17 protein-coding genes are annotated in these 20,129 nt (G+C 58.2%); 6 read left to right on the top strand and 11 right to left on the bottom strand.

Going from position 1 to position 20,129, the window contains the following annotated elements:
- The first annotated feature begins 28 nt into the window (after positions 1–28).
- Both MUU53_RS07265 and MUU53_RS07260 read left to right on the top strand, forming a co-directional pair.
- The gene (locus tag MUU53_RS07265; RefSeq protein WP_247260305.1) at positions 29–802 is read left to right on the top strand and encodes an amino acid ABC transporter permease; all 774 of its coding nucleotides are present in this window, start codon (positions 29–31) and stop codon (positions 800–802) included.
- Positions 799–1,479 carry an amino acid ABC transporter permease gene (locus tag MUU53_RS07260; RefSeq protein ID WP_247260304.1) on the top strand — a complete coding sequence of 227 codons (681 nt, stop codon included), beginning with the start codon at positions 799–801 and terminating at the stop codon, positions 1,477–1,479. The genes MUU53_RS07265 and MUU53_RS07260 overlap by 4 nt, the downstream gene beginning before the upstream one ends.
- Positions 1,480–1,701: 222 nt before the next feature.
- On the opposite strand, the gene dnaJ is transcribed toward MUU53_RS07260, so the two are convergent.
- The 3 genes from dnaJ to MUU53_RS07245 all read right to left on the bottom strand — a co-directional run bounded on the left by dnaJ (position 1,702) and on the right by MUU53_RS07245 (position 7,688).
- Complete coding sequence (gene dnaJ, locus MUU53_RS07255) at positions 1,702–2,841, bottom strand: molecular chaperone DnaJ (RefSeq protein WP_247260303.1); 1,140 nt, start codon at positions 2,839–2,841, stop codon at positions 1,702–1,704.
- A gap of 86 nt (positions 2,842–2,927) precedes the next feature.
- Entirely contained in the window at positions 2,928–4,826 is a 1,899-nt protein-coding gene (gene dnaK / locus MUU53_RS07250) for a molecular chaperone DnaK (RefSeq protein WP_062555027.1), read from the bottom strand.
- Between the two features lie 255 nt (positions 4,827–5,081).
- Complete coding sequence (locus MUU53_RS07245; protein WP_247260302.1) at positions 5,082–7,688, bottom strand: PBP1A family penicillin-binding protein; 2,607 nt, start codon at positions 7,686–7,688, stop codon at positions 5,082–5,084.
- Between the two features lie 442 nt (positions 7,689–8,130).
- Between MUU53_RS07245 and MUU53_RS07240 the strand changes: the two genes are divergently transcribed.
- Both MUU53_RS07240 and MUU53_RS07235 read left to right on the top strand, forming a co-directional pair.
- Positions 8,131–8,397: a hypothetical protein gene (locus MUU53_RS07240; protein ID WP_247260301.1), complete on the top strand. Its 267-nt coding sequence runs from the start codon at positions 8,131–8,133 to the stop codon at positions 8,395–8,397.
- A gap of 169 nt (positions 8,398–8,566) precedes the next feature.
- A complete protein-coding gene (locus tag MUU53_RS07235) occupies positions 8,567–8,923 on the top strand; it encodes a hypothetical protein (protein ID WP_247260300.1) in 357 nt (118 codons plus the stop codon).
- Positions 8,924–8,973: 50 nt separating this feature from the next.
- Here the strand turns inward: MUU53_RS07235 and MUU53_RS07230 are convergent, their stop codons facing one another.
- Positions 8,974–9,453, bottom strand: a complete 480-nt coding sequence (locus MUU53_RS07230) for a YbaK/EbsC family protein (protein WP_247260299.1) — start codon at positions 9,451–9,453, stop codon at positions 8,974–8,976.
- A 442-nt stretch (positions 9,454–9,895) separates the two neighbouring features.
- On the opposite strand from MUU53_RS07230, the gene MUU53_RS07225 reads away from it, so the two are divergent.
- A complete protein-coding gene (locus MUU53_RS07225; RefSeq protein WP_247260298.1) occupies positions 9,896–10,105 on the top strand; it encodes a cold-shock protein in 210 nt (69 codons plus the stop codon).
- 109 nt (positions 10,106–10,214) lie between these two features.
- Here MUU53_RS07225 and MUU53_RS07220 read toward each other — a convergent pair whose 3' ends face one another.
- From MUU53_RS07220 to MUU53_RS07210, 3 genes are all read right to left on the bottom strand, one after another.
- Positions 10,215–10,478, bottom strand: coding sequence for a hypothetical protein (locus MUU53_RS07220; RefSeq protein WP_247260297.1), 264 nt, complete (start codon positions 10,476–10,478; stop codon positions 10,215–10,217).
- A complete protein-coding gene (locus MUU53_RS07215; RefSeq protein WP_247260296.1) occupies positions 10,478–11,860 on the bottom strand; it encodes a dipeptidase in 1,383 nt (460 codons plus the stop codon). The genes MUU53_RS07220 and MUU53_RS07215 overlap by 1 nt, the downstream gene beginning before the upstream one ends.
- An 80-nt stretch (positions 11,861–11,940) precedes the next feature.
- Complete coding sequence (locus MUU53_RS07210; protein WP_247260295.1) at positions 11,941–12,399, bottom strand: MarR family winged helix-turn-helix transcriptional regulator; 459 nt, start codon at positions 12,397–12,399, stop codon at positions 11,941–11,943.
- A 467-nt stretch (positions 12,400–12,866) separates the two neighbouring features.
- Between MUU53_RS07210 and polA the strand changes: the two genes are divergently transcribed.
- The gene (polA, locus tag MUU53_RS07205; RefSeq protein WP_247260294.1) at positions 12,867–15,857 is read left to right on the top strand and encodes a DNA polymerase I; all 2,991 of its coding nucleotides are present in this window, start codon (positions 12,867–12,869) and stop codon (positions 15,855–15,857) included.
- 554 nt (positions 15,858–16,411) lie between these two features.
- Here polA and MUU53_RS07200 read toward each other — a convergent pair.
- The 4 genes from MUU53_RS07200 to dapB form a co-directional block, all read right to left on the bottom strand.
- Complete coding sequence (locus MUU53_RS07200) at positions 16,412–17,551, bottom strand: alpha-D-ribose 1-methylphosphonate 5-triphosphate diphosphatase (RefSeq protein WP_247260293.1); 1,140 nt, start codon at positions 17,549–17,551, stop codon at positions 16,412–16,414.
- Entirely contained in the window at positions 17,548–18,246 is a 699-nt protein-coding gene (locus tag MUU53_RS07195) for a DUF1045 domain-containing protein (protein ID WP_247260292.1), read from the bottom strand. Before MUU53_RS07195 ends, MUU53_RS07200 begins: the two co-directional genes overlap by 4 nt.
- Before the next feature lie 396 nt (positions 18,247–18,642).
- On the bottom strand, positions 18,643–19,278 hold the full coding sequence (locus tag MUU53_RS07190) for a 2,3-bisphosphoglycerate-dependent phosphoglycerate mutase (protein ID WP_062555013.1): 636 nt from the start codon (positions 19,276–19,278) through the stop codon (positions 18,643–18,645).
- Positions 19,279–19,302: 24 nt separating this feature from the next.
- On the bottom strand, positions 19,303–20,124 hold the full coding sequence (gene dapB / locus MUU53_RS07185; protein ID WP_247260291.1) for a 4-hydroxy-tetrahydrodipicolinate reductase: 822 nt from the start codon (positions 20,122–20,124) through the stop codon (positions 19,303–19,305).
- Between the last annotated feature and the right edge of the window lie 5 nt (positions 20,125–20,129).

Raw genomic sequence — 20,129 nt, 5'->3', positions numbered from 1 at the left:
TTTGCATTCCCAGCATGAAATCGCACGGATGACTCTGAGTTCTCTTAGCGCCGTCTTCGGCGAGCCGATGGCATGGCGCTACTTCGTATGGATGTTGGAAGGCTTTGCCGTCACGCTCATCCTGTCTGCGGCCGTCTGCGTTACTGGCAGTGTGTGCGGTGCTCTGCTCTGTGGTATGAAACTTTCTGGGCGCTCCGTCTTCGCAACGTCAGCCCGCATCATCATCAGCGCCTTGCGCAACACACCTCTGCTTGTGCAGCTGTTTTTCTGGTACTTCGGCATGTCGGCCTTTCTGCCGTCACCCCTCATGCAATGGCTTAACACCCCGCACATCCTCAGCCTGCCATTCGTTTCGCTTCGACTTCCCGGCTTTGAATCAATAGCAGCTTTCTTCGCCCTGACCCTCTATGCCGGAAGCTATATCGCGGAGGAACTGCAGGCTGGCATCAATCAGGTCGACAAAGGGCAGGAAGAAACGGCAAGGGCGCTCGGTTTCAACAAATTTCAGTGTTTACGGCTCATCATCCTGCCGCAGGCAGTTGCCTTTGCCTGGATGCCAATCACCGGCCAATACCTTAACACCATAAAAAATACATCGCTGACCATGGCCATCGGCGTTGCGGAACTTTCTTATGCTTCGCGGCAGGTTGAAACGGAAACCTTCCTGACATTTCAGGCCTTTGGCATCGCAACAGTGTTCTACATTGTGGCCGTGTGCCTCACCGAAGCTGCTGCCTCCCGCCTCCATTCAAAGCGCAGGATGCGTATCTCCCTTCCCGAAACGGCAGGGAGCGGAACATGAGCCCCGCCATTATTCTGGACAATCTGGATTACCTGCTCATCGGGGCATGGCCGAATGGACCTGTCGGCGGGCTCGCTCTCACCGTCATGATGTCGGCTCTTTCCGCCATTGCTTCAGCGGTCATCGGCATCACGCTCGGCATTGCACTGAGCATCAGCAGCGGTTGGTCGCGCAAGGGTCTTAGGATCGTCCTCGGCTTCTTCCGCGCCATTCCCGTGCTCATGCTGATCTTCTGGACCTACTTCCTGCTGCCGATCCTCACTGGCTTCCGCCCACCGGAAATCGCGACCGTCGTGGCGGCTCTGTCCTTGATCGGAGGTTCCTATCTTGCAGGAACTGTGTCCGCCGGCATTGATGGCATTGCCCAAGGCCAATGGCAGGCAGGTTATGCGTTGGGGTTGCGGAGGCGACAGATATTGAGGCTCATCATTCTTCCGCAAGCGCTGCGGGCCGTGGTGCCCTCATTCGTCAATCAGTGGGCGACCCTTATCAAGGATACTTCGCTTGCCTACATTGTCGGAGTGCCGGAGCTGTCTTTTCTAGCTGCTCAGGTGAACAACCGCGCAATGGTCTACCCTACGGAAATCTTTCTGTTTATCGGCGCAATCTATTGGTTCTTGTGTGTTGGCACCGACCGGTTGACGGCTCTCGTCGCCCGCACCGGACAGAAGGTTTAGAGCGCTTCAGGGTTAAATGGAAACAGTTCTGTTTGGGAGGGCGGGAGCATATGAAGGCCAGGTTATAAGGCACAGTGTTCTGGCGCCTCGCTGCAAAGCATTGGCAGGAAAAGTGCGAAGCAGTTTTCCTGCCAATGCGAAAGAAAGAACTACTCAGAGCGTTCGCCACTGCAATCAATTCACTGGATCGATTTTACCGGGCGCTTTGCGCCCGGTCGCTCCTCACCCCTCAAAAAACTCTTTCATCCGTGCGAAGAAGCCGGTTGATTCCGGGTTATTCTCCTTCGAGGAGATCTCCTCGAATTCCTGCAACAGTTCGCGCTGACGCTTGGTGAGCTTCTGCGGGGTTTCAATCTGGATCTGGATGTAGAGATCACCTGTCTGCGACGAGCGCAGAACCGGCATTCCCTTGCCCTTGAGGCGGAACTGCTTGCCCGGCTGCGTCCCCTCCGGCACCGTCACACGAGACTTCGTGCCATCCAGTGTCCCAACGTCGAAGGTGCCGCCGAGGGCTGCCGTCGTCATGGAAATCGGAACAGTGCAATAGAGGTCGGCTCCATCGCGCTGGAAGAACTGGTGTGGCTTGACCGACAGGAAGATGTAAAGATCGCCTGATGGACCGCCACGTGCACCGGCCTCGCCCTCGCCTTGCAGGCGAATGCGTGTGCCGTCTTCAATGCCCGACGGAATATTGACCGAAAGCGAACGCTCTTCCGTCACCCGGCCCTGGCCGTGGCACTTGGTGCAGGGGTCGGGAATGATCTGGCCACGCCCGTGGCAGGTCGGACAGGTGCGCTCGACCGAGAAGAAGCCCTGGCTTGCACGTACGCGACCGGAACCCTGACAGGTGCCACAGGTTTTCGGTTGCGTACCGGGCTTTGCACCCGAACCGGTGCAGACATCGCATGTCACCGCTGTTGGAACGCGGATCTGCGCCGTCTTGCCGGTGAAGCATTCCTCAAGCGTGATTTCCATGTTGTAGCGAAGATCGGCACCGCGCTCGCGACCACCGGAAGACCGGCGCGCACGACCGCCACCCATCATCTCGCCAAAGATGTCTTCGAAGATATCGGAGAAGCCACCGGCGCCGAAGCCACCCTGGCCTCCGCCGAAGCCGCCGCCACCCATACCGCCCTGTTCGAAGGCTGCATGACCAAAACGGTCATAGGCTGCGCGCTTCTGGGGATCCTTCAAAGTTTCGTAAGCCTCGTTGATCTCCTTGAATTTCTTCTCGGCTTCCTGGTCATCCGGGTTTTTGTCCGGATGATACTTCATCGCCATTTTGCGGAAGGCGCTTTTCAGCTCCTTCTCGTCCGCTGTTTTGCCGACACCCAGCAATTCGTAATAGTCAGCTTTCGCCATGAAGATTGCGGCTCCCGAAAGGATTCCGGCTGCACGAGGGCAGCCGGATACTCAACGCAGTTATACCAGGTGGAAGAAGCCTCGCATCAAGCGGACTTCTTGTCGTCCTTGATTTCCTCGTAGTCGGCGTCGACTACACCATCTTCGGACTTGCCTCCGTTTCCGGCTTCAGCCTGCTGCGATTCATAGATGGCCTGACCAAGCTTCATGGAAACTTCCATAAGCGTCTGGGTCTTGGCCTGAATGTCATCCGCATCCGGCTCAGAGGCTTCGATTGCCGTCTTCACGCTGGCAATCGCGTCTTCGATAGCCTTGCGATCCGTTTCGGAAACCTTGTCGCCATACTCCTTGAGAGACTTCTCGGTGGAGTGAACAAGGCTTTCGGCCTGGTTCTTGGCTTCAACACCAGCGCGGCGCTTCTTGTCTTCCTCGGCATGCGCCTCGGCGTCCTTCACCATCTTTTCGATGTCGGCGTCGGACAGACCACCGGAGGCCTGAATGCGGATCTGCTGTTCCTTGCCCGTGCCCTTATCCTTCGCGGATACCTGCACGATACCGTTGGCGTCGATGTCGAAGGTGACTTCGATCTGCGGCATGCCACGGGGTGCTGGCGGCAGGCCAACGAGATCAAACTGACCGAGCAGCTTGTTATCGGCAGCCATTTCACGCTCGCCCTGGCTGACGCGGATCGTCACGGCCTGCTGGTTGTCTTCAGCGGTCGAGAAGGTCTGGCTCTTCTTCGTCGGGATCGTCGTGTTGCGATCGATCAGACGGGTGAAGACACCGCCCAGCGTTTCGATGCCGAGCGACAGCGGGGTCACGTCGAGCAGCAGAACGTCCTTCACGTCACCCTGCAGAACACCGGCCTGGATTGCAGCACCCATGGCGACCACTTCATCCGGGTTCACGCCCTTGTGTGGCTCCTTGCCGAACAGCTGCTTGACGACTTCCTGCACCTTCGGCATGCGGCTCATACCACCGACGAGAACGACTTCGTCGATTTCGGACGCGGAAACGCCAGCATCCTTGAGGGCGGCCTTGCACGGCGCCACGGTGCGCTGGACCAGATCATCGACCAGGCTTTCGAACTTGGCGCGGGTAAGCTTCATCGTCAGGTGCTTCGGACCGGATGCATCCGCCGTGATGAACGGCAGGTTGATTTCGGTCTGCTGCGAGGAGGACAGCTCGATCTTTGCCTTTTCTGCAGCTTCCTTCAAACGCTGAAGCGCCAGCTTGTCGCCCTTCAGGTCGATGCCGCTGTCCTTCTTGAATTCGCCTGCGAGATACTCGACCAGACGCATGTCGAAGTCTTCACCGCCGAGGAAGGTGTCGCCGTTAGTGGACTTCACTTCGAAGACGCCGTCACCGATTTCGAGAACGGAGATATCAAACGTACCGCCACCCAAGTCGTAAACGGCGATCGTCTTGCCGTCCTTCTTGTCGAGACCATAGGCAAGTGCGGCAGCCGTCGGCTCGTTGATGATGCGCAGGACTTCAAGACCTGCGATGCGACCTGCATCCTTGGTGGCCTGACGCTGGGCATCGTTGAAGTAGGCCGGAACGGTGATGACGGCCTTTTCGACCTTTTCGCCGAGATAGGCTTCGGCCGTTTCCTTCATTTTCTGAAGGATCATGGCGGAGATCTGCGAAGGAGAATAGCCCTTGCCATTGGCCTTCACCCAGGCATCGCCATTGTCACCGCGGGAGATTTCGTAAGGGACGAGGCCCTTGTCCTTCTCAACCGTCGGGTCGTCATAGCGGCGACCGATCAGGCGCTTGACGGCAAACAGCGTGTTCGTGGGATTTGTTACAGCCTGACGCTTGGCCGGCTGGCCGACCAGACGCTCGCCATCATCGCTGAATGCAACCATGGACGGCGTGGTACGTGCGCCTTCGGCATTCTCGATCACCTTCGCGTCCTTGCCGTCCATGACGGAAACGCAGGAGTTGGTCGTGCCAAGGTCGATGCCAATTACTTTTGCCATTTCTTCTCTCTCCTTTAAGCGAACTGTCGGAACCCCTTCTCAAGGCATTCCACTGACAGTTCCTCGACTGGGATGGTTTCGCAGCATCGGCTGCTGTCATGCGGCGTATATAAGGACCGCTTTTTCCGACTGCAAGGCAGGAAAGTCACCGGTCTTGCGCAAAAAATTCGGAATGCGCAGCGGATCAAGCCTCGCGCAAGGGCACTTGCGTCGCGAGAAGAGCTACGGGAAAAGCAAGCTTCAATCCAGCGGTCTCTATTGGCCCATGATGATGTCGAAAAGTGTCGATTCGCGTGGCTGTCCGCGACGACTGCTTCCCCCCACATCCCCCGGCGGAACAGGCCCTTCCAGCACCGCATCGGGTGGAGCCCGGCCTTCGAGAACGGCATCCGGCGGGATATGATCGTCATAGGGTCCGCGATACTGGCGATAGTCCTGGTAGCCTCGATTTGGTACATCGGCCGGAGGCACCATCTGCCCGCCATCGTGAGCCCTGTAATCGGGAATGGTTCCAGGCGGATAGTTCGGTTGAACCGCCTGCTGGCGTCGGTCCACAGGGGCTGGATCACGCTGGGCGGGCGCCCGTTGAGCAGGTTCGCGCATTGCAGGTTCCCGTGTCACGGGCTGCTGCGGTTGTACTGGAGATCCCTGCTGGACCGGCTGCGGCGCTGCCGGATAGCGTGCCTGGCCCTGTACGGGCACATCTTCCGGCGGCGCATCCGGTGCGGGCGGGAAATCGTCGCGCGACCCACCAACACCCGGGAGAACACCGGAAATGATATCGCTCAAGGTTGTCTGCGGCTCCGGCTTGGCGGGCTGGATGCCAACGCCAAAGAGAGGCGTCGGCTTGTAGCCCTCAAGCGCTGCCGTCATGTAAGTCTTCCAGGCGCGGGCGGGCAGTCCGCCGCCGGTCACCTTCTTCATCGGCGTCCCATCGTCATTGCCGAACCAGATGCCCGTCGTCATGGTGCTGGTGAAACCCACGAAGATCGCGTCTCGGAACGATTGCGTCGTACCGGATTTGCCCGCCGCCTGCCATTTGGAGAGCTGCGCCGCACGACCCGTACCCTCCGTCATCACGCGGTTCAGCATGCCGTTCAGATTGGCCACAACCTGTTCGCTCAGCACGCGCGGCGGGTTGGAATAGTCTGCCTCGTAAAGAACCTTGCCGCTCGTATCGGTGATGCGGGTCACCAGATGCGGTGTTGCCTTCATGCCCCCGTTCATGAAGGCCGCGTAGGACGAGGTCAGCTCCACCAGCGAGACTTCCGATGTTCCAAGCGCGATGGATGCGTTTTCCTGCAGATCGGAATCAATGCCCAGCCGGTGCGCGACTGAAATAACATTCTTCGGACCGACCTGCATCACGAGCTGGGCCGCAATCGTGTTCAGCGAGTGGGCGAGCGCGGTCGAGAGGGTGACTTGGCCGCGATATTTCTGGTCATAGTTTTCTGGCGTCCAGTTGCCGATCCTGACCGGCTCGTCATTCATCAGGGTGTCGGGCCTGTAACCGGCCTCAAGGGCCGCGGCATAGACGAAGGGCTTGAAGGCAGAGCCCGGCTGGCGTTTGGCCTTGGCCGCGCGATTGAACTGGCTATCGGTATAATCTCGCCCACCAACCACGGCGCGGATGGCTCCGCTCGCATCCACCGAAACGAGAGCCGCCTGGGACGCGTTGACCTTGCGGCCTTCCTTGTCCAGCGCGGCGGTCAGTGCGGCTTCCGCCTGCTTTTCCAGCCGCATGTCCAGGGTCGTTTGAACGTTGATGTCCGTCTTCACATCACCAATGAGCGCCTTGACCTCGTCGATCACCATGTCGGCTGCGTAATGCTCGGCTCCGGACCAGTAGGAACGTGCCTTTGCCGGCGGCTGCGACATGGCGGTCTTTGCTTCCTCAGCGGTCACATAACCTTCCTCACGCATGGCACCCAATACGACTTGCGCCCGCTCTTCGGCCGCTTTCGGGTCGCGAGCTGGAGAAAGACGGCTGGGCGCCTTTAGAAGACCGGCAAGTGTGGCAGCTTCCGCAAGGTTCACGTCACGGGCCGACTTGTTGAAAAATCGCTGGGACGCCGCCTCCACGCCATAGGCGTTGGAACCGAAATACATCCGGTTCAGATACATCGCCAGAATCTGATCCTTGGTGAACTTATGCTCAAGCCAAAAAGACAGAAGTACCTCCTGGATCTTCCGCTCGAATGTCCTCTCCGGCGATAGAAACAGATTCTTGGCTAGTTGCTGGGTCAGCGTCGAACCGCCCTGAATGCTGCGACCCGTCAGATTGTTGATGAAGGCGCGTGCTAGACCAAGAGGATCCACGCCAAAATGGTAGTAGAAGCGTCTGTCTTCTATGGCCATGACGGCTTGCGGCAGATAGGGCGACATCTCCTCGAGCGCGATCGCCTCGCCTCCGGTGGTACCGCGATTGGCGACCAGCGTTCCATCGAGAGCGGTGATCTTCACATTGGGAGGACGGTCGGGGATCGACCAGGTGCTTGCACTCGGCATCTGAGCGGCGAAATAGATAACCACACCGCCGACCGCGATTCCGGCCCAAATGCCCAAAACGATGCACCAGTAGATCAATGAGCGGATTACACCGAAGAAGCCACCGCCGCGTCGCTCGCGGGACCGTCGTTTTGCCTTCGCCGCTTTTGACGTGCGCCGCGTGCGAGGCACTATCTCCTCTTCCTCGCCGTCGTCATCTTTATCGACGTTTTCGACAAGAACACGCTTCGACTTACGGGATAAGTGACCAACGATCCGTTCGCCCGCGCCCAGCCGCAGTTCGCTCGGATCATTGTCCTGGTCGGCGCCAAAAGATGGCTCGACGCGTTCACGCGGTCTCTTGCCCGATGCCATATCTCCTGGTCATGCTCCCCGGTTGCTGGTGGTCCATTATGGCTGTCTTGTGCCAAAGGAAACGACGCAAGAGATAGTTGCTCCACAGACACCATCATTTCTCGCCGCCTTGCAAGCTAAATGCGGCGATTTAAGGGGGCGTTAAAGCTAGTTCACATCAGCAAGGCCTCTAGGCTTGCGCGATTGGTTGCAGAACAATGAAATCTACAACCAATTACACTTTCAAAGTGTAAAAACGGCTGACCCGCAATAGATCCCTCTGGATGTATGCATCTGGTACAGGAAAATTATGAGCCTGCGCTAAATCATCTACAAAGAATGCTAGTTGCCTTCGAAAGGACAACAAATACATATAACCGTTACCTAATCACAATGTTACGTTCTTACGGCACGAAAACGCTCTTGCGTATTAGCGCCATCACGGACAGCAAAAAGCTTGTGATTGGATGATCTGACGGCAGCTCTGGAAGACTGCCACCGACGGATGGAGGTTCAGTTGCATTCCAAACAGATACGACGTCCTGTCGGCCCCGCGCAATTGACCCTCCTGCAACAAGTTTTTGATACTGCTTGCCAACAGTACCAGATCAGCAAGGACAGTCCGGACGGCGAAGCACTGGCGCTTATACTGGTCAATTCTCTACAAAAGGGAATGGATGAAAAGGAAGCTCTGGCGGCGTTGGCAGAGGCGATGGCTCAAAGCCGATAAGCCGCAATTTACTGCGGGTTGAATTGTAGCCCATCTGCGTCGGACTCAACCCTTGCCCGAACAGGGGCTGATCACAAAAGCTTACGATGAGAACGGGTCACAAGGAACCTATCACGGGCTTGGTAGTTAACCGGCGTCTTTTGAGGTTGATGAACAAGGAGATCGCGTCATGATCGAAGCCGGAAGAGAAGGGTCGCTTGAAGCACGTGACCAGCGCATTGCCAGCGGGACCGACGATGCTCTGCGTAACGAATTGTCTGCACTGCGCCAGGAGATGGATAGCATTCGCGCATCGCTGGGTAATTTTGGCGCCGAGGCCTATGATACCGTCAAAGAAAAGGCGAGCGATGCGGCCCGGTACGCCCAGGAAGAAGCTACATCCGTTGCTGGCGTCATTCGCGAGCATCCCGCAACTGCCGGAACCCTTCTAACGGTTGTCGGCGGAGTGTTCTTTGCTCTCGGCTATCTTGTCGGTTCGAACTCGTTTGAACAGAAGCAAGCCTGGTATCGTCGCTACTACAGCTAAGCTTCTGGCGCCTTCGGCGAAGCTTATTCCCCCTGCGCCTTCGGCGAAGCCTATTCCCCCTGCGCCTTCGGCGGCTGGCAGACATCAACCCAAATGGCGGAGGTCAACTCCGCCATTTTTTGTGGTGAAATTTTAACGGCGGCATTGGTTGCGCCGGCTGCTGGAACAACTATGTCAAACCGTCGCAGCGACTCGTCGCAGTAGATCTGCAAGGGTTCTGCCACACCGAAAGGGCAGACACCTCCGACAGGATGGCTTGTGCGTGCCAGCACCTCCTCTGCGTCCAGCATGCGCGGCTTAACCCCAAACCGGTCCCTGAATTTCCGATTGTCAAGACGGCTCGTCCCTGAGGCGACGAGGAGCACAACCTCATCCCCCGCCCTCAGGCAGATTGTCTTGGCGATCTGGTCCGGATCGACCCCATGCGCCTCGGCGGCAAGGGTGACAGTAGCCGAACTGGCTTCGGTCTCTATAACCGAAATATCAGGAGCATGGGCGGCGAAGAAAACTTTGACGGACTGAAGGCTCATATCGTCACGCTATCTAGAACACCCGTTGAGCGCAAGTCCAGAGAAGCCATGCGAAAAACGCAATGCTGCACTGCAAAATCTTGACTGTTTTTTAAGCTTTCCTGTATTATCTTAGGGTCATCGGCAAACGCACTCCTCCTCCCAGTGTTTGCCGACGGGACCAACAACACCTCCTCCTCCCAGTTGTTGGTCAGTATCTGAAGCCCGGCGTATCCTCCTCCCACGCCGGGCTTCTGCTATTTTTATGTGGGAGTTGTGATATTTCGTCAGCCTTGACACAGGCGGCGTGGCGAGGCTAACTCCCTGACATCGATATTTGTTTGACAAGCGGCACTACAGCGCTGACTGCGCTTACGACGACCTTTCCTTCAAATACGACCTTCCACGTTTCGCGCCTTCGGGCACGGAACAAAGTCAACGTTGCGAAAGAAAGGACTTCGTAATGGCTACTGGTACTGTAAAGTGGTTCAACGCAACCAAGGGATTCGGCTTCATCCAGCCTGATGATGGCGCTGCCGACGTTTTCGTTCATATCTCTGCTGTTGAGCGCGCTGGCATGGCTGGCCTTAAGGACGGCCAGAAGATCGCTTACGAACTGGTCACCGACCGTCGTTCGGGCCGCGTTTCGGCTGACAGCCTGAAGGCAGCCTGATAGCTTTATCTGTCTATTCGGATTTGTTTTTGAATGGCGCCCTTGCAATCGCGGGGCGCCATTCCCATTTCAGAATCAAGCGGCATGACGACGCGATCTTCCGCCAGCCTCACGGCTGCGTTGCCTTTCGAAGGTCTACGGTTTCATTAACCGAACGTTTACCTTCTTGAGAGACCATGAAGATATAGAAGCGCTGATTTAGGTCGGCGCCGTCGAAATGCCGGACCTGTTTTGCAAACTGACCACGGATGTACTGGCAGAGCGAAATAGGCAGATAAAAGGTCGGGTTCGTCCCGGCCTTTTTGTTTTTGAACGCTTCAGGTTTTTGAAGACTGCGATCGGCAAGAACGCAGTCTTCGTTTTCTCTCTGCATCAAAGAGCCGCAAGAATACGCACCCAGGAGCGGATGCCCTTGTGGAAGGAATTGAGATCGTACTTCTCGTTCGGCGAATGAATTCGGTCATCGATCAGGCCGAAACCAACCAGCAGGGAATCCATTCCAAGATAGGTCTGGAAGTCGCCGACGATCGGGATCGAGCCACCCATGCCGACGATGACGGCAGGCTTTGGCCATTCGTCGGAAAGAGCCGCCTTCGCCTTCGTCAGCACGGGCGAGTCATAAGACAGCTGGATGGCAGGCGACCCGCCATGCTCATGAAATTCCACCGAGCAATCTGCGGGGATCATTGAGCGGATATAGGCGCGGAAACTCTCGCGGATCTTTTCAGGGTCCTGTGTTCCCACAAGTCGGAAGGAGATCTTGGCGGACGCCTTGGCGGCAATGACCGTCTTGAACCCTTCGCCTGTGTAGCCACCCCAGATTCCATTGACCTCGCAGGTCGGGCGCGCCCAGGTGAGTTCCAGGACGGAGCGGCCCTTCTCGCCGGATGGTTCGGACAGGCCAACTTCGCCGAGGAAACTTTTGGCATCGCGACCGAGCGTTCCCCAGCTTGCCTTGATGTTTTCCGGCGTTTCCTCGACATCATCATAAAAGCCGGGAAGCGTGATGCGGCCTGTTTCATCCCGAAGGCCGGCAAGCGCAGTCGTCAGGATGTGGATCGGGTTCGCAGCAGCGCCGCCGAACAGGCCGGAATGCAGGTCACGATCGGCAGCTTGCACCGTGACTTCTTCTCCGACGAGACCGCGAAGGGTCGCGGCGATTGCGGGCGTTTGCGCGTCCCACATCCCCGTGTCGCAAACGAGCGCATACTCCGCCTTCAGCTCATCCCGGTTCGCCTCCAGAAATGGCTTCAACGACGGAGAGCCGGACTCCTCTTCACCCTCGAACAGGATGGTGATCTTCACCGGCAGGGAGCCGACAGTGTCCTTGTAGGCGCGGCAGGCTTCGAGGAAGGTCAGCAACTGGCCCTTGTCGTCGGAGGTGCCGCGACCAGTGATGATCTTGCGGCCACCTTCGAGCTCCTTGATGGCTGGAGCAAACGGATCGTTTTCCCAAAGTTCCAGCGGATCGACCGGCTGGACGTCATAGTGACCGTAGAACAGCACATGCGGCGCATCGGCACGACCGGCCTCATGGTGGGCGACCACCATCGGGTGGCCGGGGGTATCGCGAACCGAAGCCGTGAACCCCAGTTCCGTGAGCGTCGACACCAGCCACTCGGCGGCCTTTCGGCAATCGGCCTTGTAGGATGGATCGGTAGAGATCGAGGGAATGCGCACCAGTTCGAAAAGGCGCTCAAGGCTTTTGTCGAGGTTCTTGTCCGCCCGGTCGAGAACAGGAGTGAGATCGGTCATGGAGATCAGCTCTTACTAAATTGCGAAGGCCTGAACCTAGACCGATCCGTACCGAGAAGAAACCGGGCGTACACAGAAATTCAGGAGCGACCCGGCTCCGGAGCATCGTCCAGCCTGCGCGCATTGGCGATGGCCATGCGCATGTATTCCATCAACAGTTCTCGCTCGAAACGACGAAACCCGGCAAAGACCTCATCATCCGCATGGGCTGCGGCGTCGATCGCCAGACGTTCCAGCGAACGACCGTGTTCCGTCAGAATAATGATCTGGGCACGCCGGTCGGTGGGATGCGGCGTTCGATGGATCAGGCCATCGCGCTCCATACGCGCCAGCGTATTTGCCAGTGTTGCCTGCTCGACATCCAGCCGGTCGAGAAGCTGGCGCTGGGTCAGTCCGTCCTCGTGCCAGAGAGACAGAAGCACTGGAAACTGGCCTGGGGAGAAACCCAGCGCCGTTGCCCGTTTCTGCAAGGCGCGAGAAAGCCCCTTGGCCAGTTGCGTGGCAAGATACAGCGCAGAATCCGAGCGTTCAAATGCCATGGCATCCCTGAGCCTGTTTTGACGACCTCTCTCTGCCCGACGGTCTAGGCCATCCGCCTGCCGAGCAACAGCCATATGATTCGGGCAGCAGTTACATAGCACCGTATGCTTTTTTGAGGCTTTTAAAAGGGGATTTGCCGAACGTGAAACCGCCACGACCGGGGAGGGGGACGGTCGTGGCGGAATGGAGGGACAAAGGCCCGGAGAGGGGGGATGAGCCTTTGCCCGGCCTGCCGCGGCGGGGGACGAGCCAGCGGTCAGGCTGCGGCGTGATCAATCGCCGGTACTATTGAGATGGTTTCCGTATCGAGCAGATTCAAGGCGAGGCTCGATGACAACGAGGTAACGTTGCGGTGATCGTTGGACTAAAGGCAATTCAGATAATCCGGCGTTGAACCCTGATTAAAACGTGGCCGAGCCGGTCTCGCCGATGGACCTTTTGCCGCTGTCGCGCTATCCATCCTTCCATGAAAACAGGCGATCATCTCTTCCTCGTTGACGGTTCGGGTTTCATCTTCCGCGCCTTTCACGCCATCCCTCCCCTGAACCGCAAGTCGGACGGCCTGCCCGTCAATGCGGTCTCAGGCTTCTGCAACATGCTGTGGAAGCTCTTGCGCGATGCGCGCAACACCGATGTCGGAGTGACGCCGACGCATCTCGCCGTCATCTTCGACTACTCGTCGACGACCTTTCGCAAGGAAATCTACCCTCTCTACAAGGCGAACCGCTCGGCCCCGCCGGAGGACCTGATCCCGCAATTCGGTCTGATCCGCCACGCGACGCGCGCCTTTAATCTGCCCTGCGTCGAGACGGAAGGGTTCGAGGCGGACGACATCATCGCGACCTATGCCCGTGCGGCAGAGGCCATCGGCGCCGATGTCACCATCGTTTCCTCCGACAAGGACCTGATGCAGCTCGTCACGCCCAACGTGCATATGTACGACGCGATGAAGGACAAGCAGATCGGCATTCCCGATGTCATCGAGAAATGGGGCGTGCCGCCCGAAAAGATGATCGATCTTCAGGCGATGACCGGCGATTCGACCGACAACGTACCCGGCATTCCCGGAATTGGGCCCAAGACGGCCGCTCAGCTTCTGGAAGAATTCGGCGATCTCGAAACCCTATTGACCCGGGCCTCGGAGATCAAACAGGTCAAGCGACGCGAAAACATTGTCGCCAATGCGGATCTCGCCCGTCTTTCCCGCCAGTTGGTGGCGCTTCGCACGGATGTGCCGCTGGAGCTTGGTCTCGAAGAGCTGGTTCTGGAAAAACAGGACGGACCGAAACTCGTCGCCTTCCTGAAGGCCATGGAATTCACAACGCTGACCCGTCGCGTTGCAGAGACCTGTGATTGCGATGCGTCTGCCATCGAGCCTGCGGAAGTGCCGGTCGAATGGGGGGCAACAGCCCATGGACCGGATCTCGATCCGGGCGTGGCCGAGGGTCAGGATGCGGAAACGCCGATGGCTGCGAAAGCGTCCGCCAAGCCCTCCTCTGCTTCCTCGGCGGATGGCGCACGGGCCATGGATCTGGCGGCGCAGAGGCATGAGGCCTTTTCCGGTCACAAGATCGACCATGGCTCCTATGCAACGATCCGCACGGTCGAAAACCTGAAGCTCTGGATCGCTGCTGCCCGCGAAACGGGCATCGTGGCCTTTGATACGGAAACGACTTCGCTTGATCCCATGCAGGCGGGACTGGTGGGTGTCTCGCTTGCCGTTCAGGACAATACCCAACAGCCGAACGCGAACGAGATCCGCGCGGCCTATCTGCCTTTGGCGCACAAGGCGGGTGCCGACGATCTGTTCAGCGATGGCGTGAAGCTTGTCGAGAACCAGGTGCCGATGGCAGAGGCTCTGGCGCTCCTGAAGGAGCTGCTGGAAGATCCGTCTGTCCTGAAGGTCGCGCAAAACCTCAAATACGACTATCTCGTCATGAAGCGCCACGGCATCACGCTGCAGGGCTTCGATGATACCATGCTCATTTCCTATGTGCTGGAAGCGGGTGCTGGCAATCACGGTATGGATGCGCTTTCGGAGCGCTGGCTTGGCCACACGCCGATCCCCTATAAGGATGTGGCTGGCAGCGGGAAATCCGCCGTGACGTTCGATTATGTCGACATCGACAAGGCCACCGCCTATGCCGCCGAAGATGCCGATGTGACGCTACGTCTCTGGCTGACCCTGAAGCCGCGGCTGGCCGCTGCCGGCCTCACCCGCGTCTATGAGCGGCTGGAGCGTCCGCTCGTGCCGGTTCTCGCTCATATGGAAGAGCGCGGCATCACCATCGACCGGCAGATCCTGTCGCGCCTTTCCGGCGAACTGGCGCAAAAGGCGGCAAGCTTCGAGGACGAGATCTATGAGCTGGCGGGCGAGCGCTTCAATATCGGCTCGCCGAAGCAGCTGGGCGATATCCTGTTCGGCAAAATGGGCCTTCCCGGCGGCTCCAAAACCAAGACCGGGCAATGGTCCACGTCGGCGCAGGTTCTGGAAGATCTGGCAGCGCAGGGCGAGCCCCTGCCGCGCAAGATCGTGGACTGGCGCCAGCTGACCAAGCTCAAGAGCACCTATACGGATGCCCTGCCCTCTTATGTCCATCCGGAGACGAAGAGAGTACATACGAGCTATTCTCTCGCATCCACCACCACGGGTCGCCTCTCTTCCTCCGAGCCGAACCTGCAGAACATTCCGGTGCGCAATGCGGAAGGCCGCAAGATCCGCACCGCCTTCATTTCGACGCCCGGACACAAGCTGCTTTCGGCTGACTACAGCCAGATCGAACTGCGTGTTCTCGCACATGTCGCCGACATCCCACAGCTTCGTCAGGCCTTTGCCGAGGGGATCGATATTCACGCGATGACAGCTTCTGAAATGTTCGGCGTGCCGGTGGAAGGCATGCCCTCCGAGGTTCGTCGCCGCGCAAAAGCAATCAACTTCGGCATCATCTACGGCATTTCAGCTTTCGGTCTTGCCAACCAGCTTTCCATCGAACGCTCAGAAGCCGGCGACTACATCAAGAAATACTTCGAGCGCTTCCCCGGCATTCGCGACTACATGGAGAGCACGAAAGCGTTTGCGCGGGAGAACGGCTATGTCGAAACCATTTTCGGACGCCGCGCCCACTATCCGGAGATCAAGTCGTCCAACCCTTCGGTAAGAGCGTTCAACGAGCGCGCAGCAATTAACGCGCCGATCCAGGGCTCAGCGGCGGATATCATCCGCCGTGCCATGGTGCAGATCGAACCGGCGCTTGCTAAAGCTGGTTTGGACGAGAAGGTCCGAATGTTGCTGCAGGTCCACGACGAGCTGATTTTTGAAGTGGAAGACGAGGCGGTGGATGTCGCTATGCCGGTCATCGTTCATACGATGGAAAACGCAGCTCTCCCGGCGCTCGAACTTAAGGTTCCTTTGAAAGTCGATGCGCGTGCCGCCTCCAACTGGGACGAGGCGCATTGACCGGCCTCATCGGGGCTTCCGCAAGCTTGTTCAAAGGGGCTACGCGTCCAGGTTTTCCATCGAAATATCGGGCATACGGTTGCTGGGTTTCAAAACTCAATCAGGGTTTGGCCCTTCCTGGAGCCTCGCTCCTGAAGCAGAACCATTCTTTCGCAGACCGAGTTCCAAACCCTCAGTATCAAAAGACCCTAAGCCAACATAGAGAAACTCATTATGTGTATGATGGTTCTGCACGAGCCGACGCAAGGCTGACAGGCCTGGGACCAAAATTCGCGTTTTGATCATAGAGCGCTTCAGGGTTAAATGGAAACAGTTCTATTTGGGAGGGCGGGAGCAGATGCGAGGAGAAGGGCGCGTGTCGTAGCCTCAGCATACGGCCAAGCCCTGCGACAAAGCAGATGACCCGCCATCTCAAACCCGGAGTGCCGGATCATTTTCAGCCATTATCTGCGGCTTTTGTCTCGATCGTACCTTGCGGGTATGCCCTTCGCCAAAAGCCTTGATCCTGACTGAAACCGAGCACGGCAGAACGATTCCATTGAGCCCTGAACGCTCTAAGCGATCCGCTTGCCGTTGCGCCATACAGCGCGACTGACCGGGGCGCCGCTAACCCAATGCACCCGAACGAGATCCGCCCGGGCGCCCTCGGCGATCCGGCCTCGATCCGTCAGACCCACCGCATCAGCTGGGGCTTTCGTCACCATTGAAATGGCGCGTGGCAAGTCAAGGCCATCAACCGTCTCCGCCAAAATGAACGGAGCATGCAATAGGCTGAAGGGTACGTAATCTGAAGAAAGAACATCCAGCAGGCCGCGCTCCGCCAAGTCGCGCGCCGCAATGTTTCCGGAGTGCGATTTGCCGCGCACGACATTCGGCGCGCCCATCAAAACGCTTAGACCCGCCGCATGCGACGCCTCCGCCGCTTCGATGCTCGTGGGGAATTCCGCAAGCCGCACTCCATGGCTAATTGCTTCATCCACATGCGCAAGGGTGGCATCGTCATGGCTTGCTACAAAGATGCCATTGGCGGCGCAGCGCTCCGCCAGAGCATCGCGGTGTCTGGCCGAATAGCGCGCGGAAGCTTCCATCCTGCGGCGCGTAAACGCCTGGAATGCTTCGTCATCTAACCCCCGCTTTGTCTTGTAGAAGAAGATGTATTGCTCCAGCGTCTGAAACTGCCGCTGCCCAGGTGCATGATCCATCAGGGATGCTAGGCGCACATTCGGATCGCCCTCGAAATCCGAGAACTGCTCCAGCACGTCCGGACACGGTACTTCGCAGCGTAAATGCAGGAAATGCTGCGCTCTCAATCGGCCTTCATTTTGCGCCTTTTCGATGACATTGGCCAGTTCGCGCATTTCGCCGCGTGCGAACCCACCGGCTTCATCCGAGCCCAACCGCAGGCAATCGAAGACCGTGGTGATACCAGAGGTGGCGATCTGTGCATCATGCGCCTGCAAGGCGGCCGTCAGATCCCATTTCACCCCCGGACGAGGTGCATAATGCGTTTCGAGGTGGTCGGTGTGCAGTTCCACCAGTCCGGGAATGAGATAATCCCCGTCCAGATCTTCGCCGGTCCGGGTTGGGGATTCGCTGATTTCGGCAATCAGCCCGTCGCGGATGACCACTGCACCGCTGATGACACTCTCCGGCAGGACGATCCGTGCATTGGTAAACACTTGCTCGTGGCTCATGGACGATCCCCCATGCCGCGCAGCTCAGCGTGGCGAACCACCGTAAAGGGTGCACCGCGCTCCGCTTCAACGAAAAGACCCAGATGCTCAATGGGCAGCGGCATGCCAAGATGCTCCGAGAAGACAGTCTGTAGGATGTCCCGGACCTTGGACTTGCTGCCTTCCTCGACAGGTCCAGTCAGCGTCATGTGAAACCGGAATTCCTCGAAGACGTAAGGATAGCCCCAGCGCTCCAGCAGGTCCCGCTGGCGCTCGCTCAATCGCTCCGGCTTCCGGCGCGCCATATCCTCAGGGGTCAGCGGTGCGCGCCACGGTTCGAATGCTTCAACCACCTCGTTGCAGAGACTGTTGATCCCTTCCGCACTCCCGCCGCAGGTCAGGGCGAAGAAGGGGCCGATCTCCGTCAGTTCGAGCCGCGGCACCAGCGTCGGCGCCTGCCTGCTGCAGAACTCGTCGAAGAAGATCTCCAACGCCCCTTGCGTTCGGTCCTGCGGCAGAAGGAAAGGCGCTTTCAAGGTTGCATGAAATCCATAGCGAGCTGGTTCCGAAGTCAGCTGCCGGTGCTCTTCTACCGATAATCCCGCAGTAAAGGCTTCAGCGGAGAGCGCTCCAAAGGCGCTGCGTCCCAGCCAGGCGCTCGCGGTCTTCGTCAAAGCATGAGTTTCTGGCGGCGAGAAATAGATGGCATTGCGCATGCGGGGTGATGACCTGTTCTGTCGGATCGATAATCTGCTCTACAAACAGGATGTTTATGACATTTATCTCACAGCCCTATGCAACTTATGTTGCTGGCTGAAATGAAATCCAGAGCCTCATCGCAACCAAATGCTTTGTTTGTGCATTATCACGCAAACAGAAGGAGAATGACGATGGATGCAGAAATCCTGATGGCAACCTTCATGGCAGTCTTTGCGGCGAGCGGCGTGCTTACTGCCTACTGGTACGCCAAGTAAAAGTTTCGAGTAAATTTCCCGGAAGCGGTGCAGATGCGTGCAAAATCCGTCCTCTTCCTTCCTCCGGATGAATCCCCTGATCCGGATGGCAAGCGGCCCCGTCGAGCAATCGCGGGGCCGCTCTCATCTAACGGCGCGTCAGTGCGCGCCAGACATATCGCCAAGCACCTGCTTTGACGCAACGGTCGAATCAGCGTTCAGCTTGTAGACCATGGGCACGCCGGTCGCGAGGTTCAGTTTCAGGATCTCTTCCTTCGAAAGCCGATCCAGAACCATGACGAGCGAACGCAGAGAATTGCCATGCGCCGCCACCAGTACCGTCTGTCCCTTCAAGACGCGCGGCAGGATCTCGGTCAGGTAATAGGGCCATACGCGAGCACCGGTGTCACGCAGGGATTCGCCACCCGGAGGCGGAATGTCGTAGGAACGGCGCCAGATATGCACCTGCTCTTCGCCCCACTTTGCACGTGCATCGTCCTTGTTCAGGCCAGAAAGATCGCCATAGTCACGCTCGTTGAGGGCGAGATCGCGGATCGTCTCCAGACCGCTCTGACCGACCTTTTCCAGAACAATGCGGCAGGTTTCCTGTGCGCGCTTCAGTTCGGAGGTAAAGGCGATATCGAACTTGATGCCAGTTTCCGCCAGCGCCTGTCCGCCTGCGGTGGCTTCCTGCACGCCAAGCTCGGTCAGTTCAGGGTCCTTCCAGCCGGTGAACAGGTTTTTCAGGTTCCAGTCACTCTGTCCGTGACGGACGAGTACGAGAGTTCCGCTCATGAATTCCTCCAGATATAAGGGTGATCAGCTGTTGAGCCCGAGAACATCGAGCATGGTATAGAAACCTGGCTTTTGCGGATGGGCCCACAGGGCTGCGGCCACGGCACCACGGGCAAAAATCGAGCGGTCTCCCGCACTGTGCGAGAGCGTGACGATTTCCCCCTCGCCGGCAAAAAGAACCGAATGTTCGCCAATAACCGAGCCGCCACGCAGCGTGGCAAATCCTATGGAGCCAGCCTCACGCGGGCCGGTATGGCCATCGCGTACGCGCACCGAATGGTATTTCAAAGCAATTTTCCGGCCCTTCGCTGCCGCCTCGCCAAGCAGAAGGGCTGTGCCGGAAGGGGCATCCACCTTGTGCTTGTGGTGCATTTCCAGCACTTCGATGTCCCAGCCCTCGGCGGGAAGCGCACGGGCAGCCTGCTCCGCCAGGACACCGAGAAGGTTCACGCCAAGGCTCATATTGCCGGATTTGACGATCCGGGCATGGCGTGCGGCGGCCTGGAATTTGTCCTCGTCCGCCTGCGCACAGCCCGTCGTTCCAATCACATGGACGATCCGCGCCTGTGCGGCCAGACCGGCGAAATTGACGCTGGCGGCAGGTGAGGTGAAATCCAGAACGCCATCGGCATGCAGGAAGGCTTCGAGTGGATCAGATGTCACCGGAACGCCGATGAAGCCGGCACCCGCCAGCTCGCCTGCATCCTTGCCGATGAAGGGCGAACCTTCCCGCTCCACCGCCGCATGAAGTTTCGCACCCTTGGTTTCCTGAATGATGCGGATCAGTGTCTGGCCCATACGCCCTGCGGCGCCCACGACCACCAGCTTCATGTCATGCTCGCTCATCGGAA

It is taken from the genome of Affinirhizobium lemnae, assembly GCF_022968395.1.
Classification (GTDB): Bacteria; Pseudomonadota; Alphaproteobacteria; order Rhizobiales; family Rhizobiaceae; genus Neorhizobium; species Neorhizobium lemnae.
This window is presented reverse-complemented; position numbering and strand designations above follow the sequence as displayed.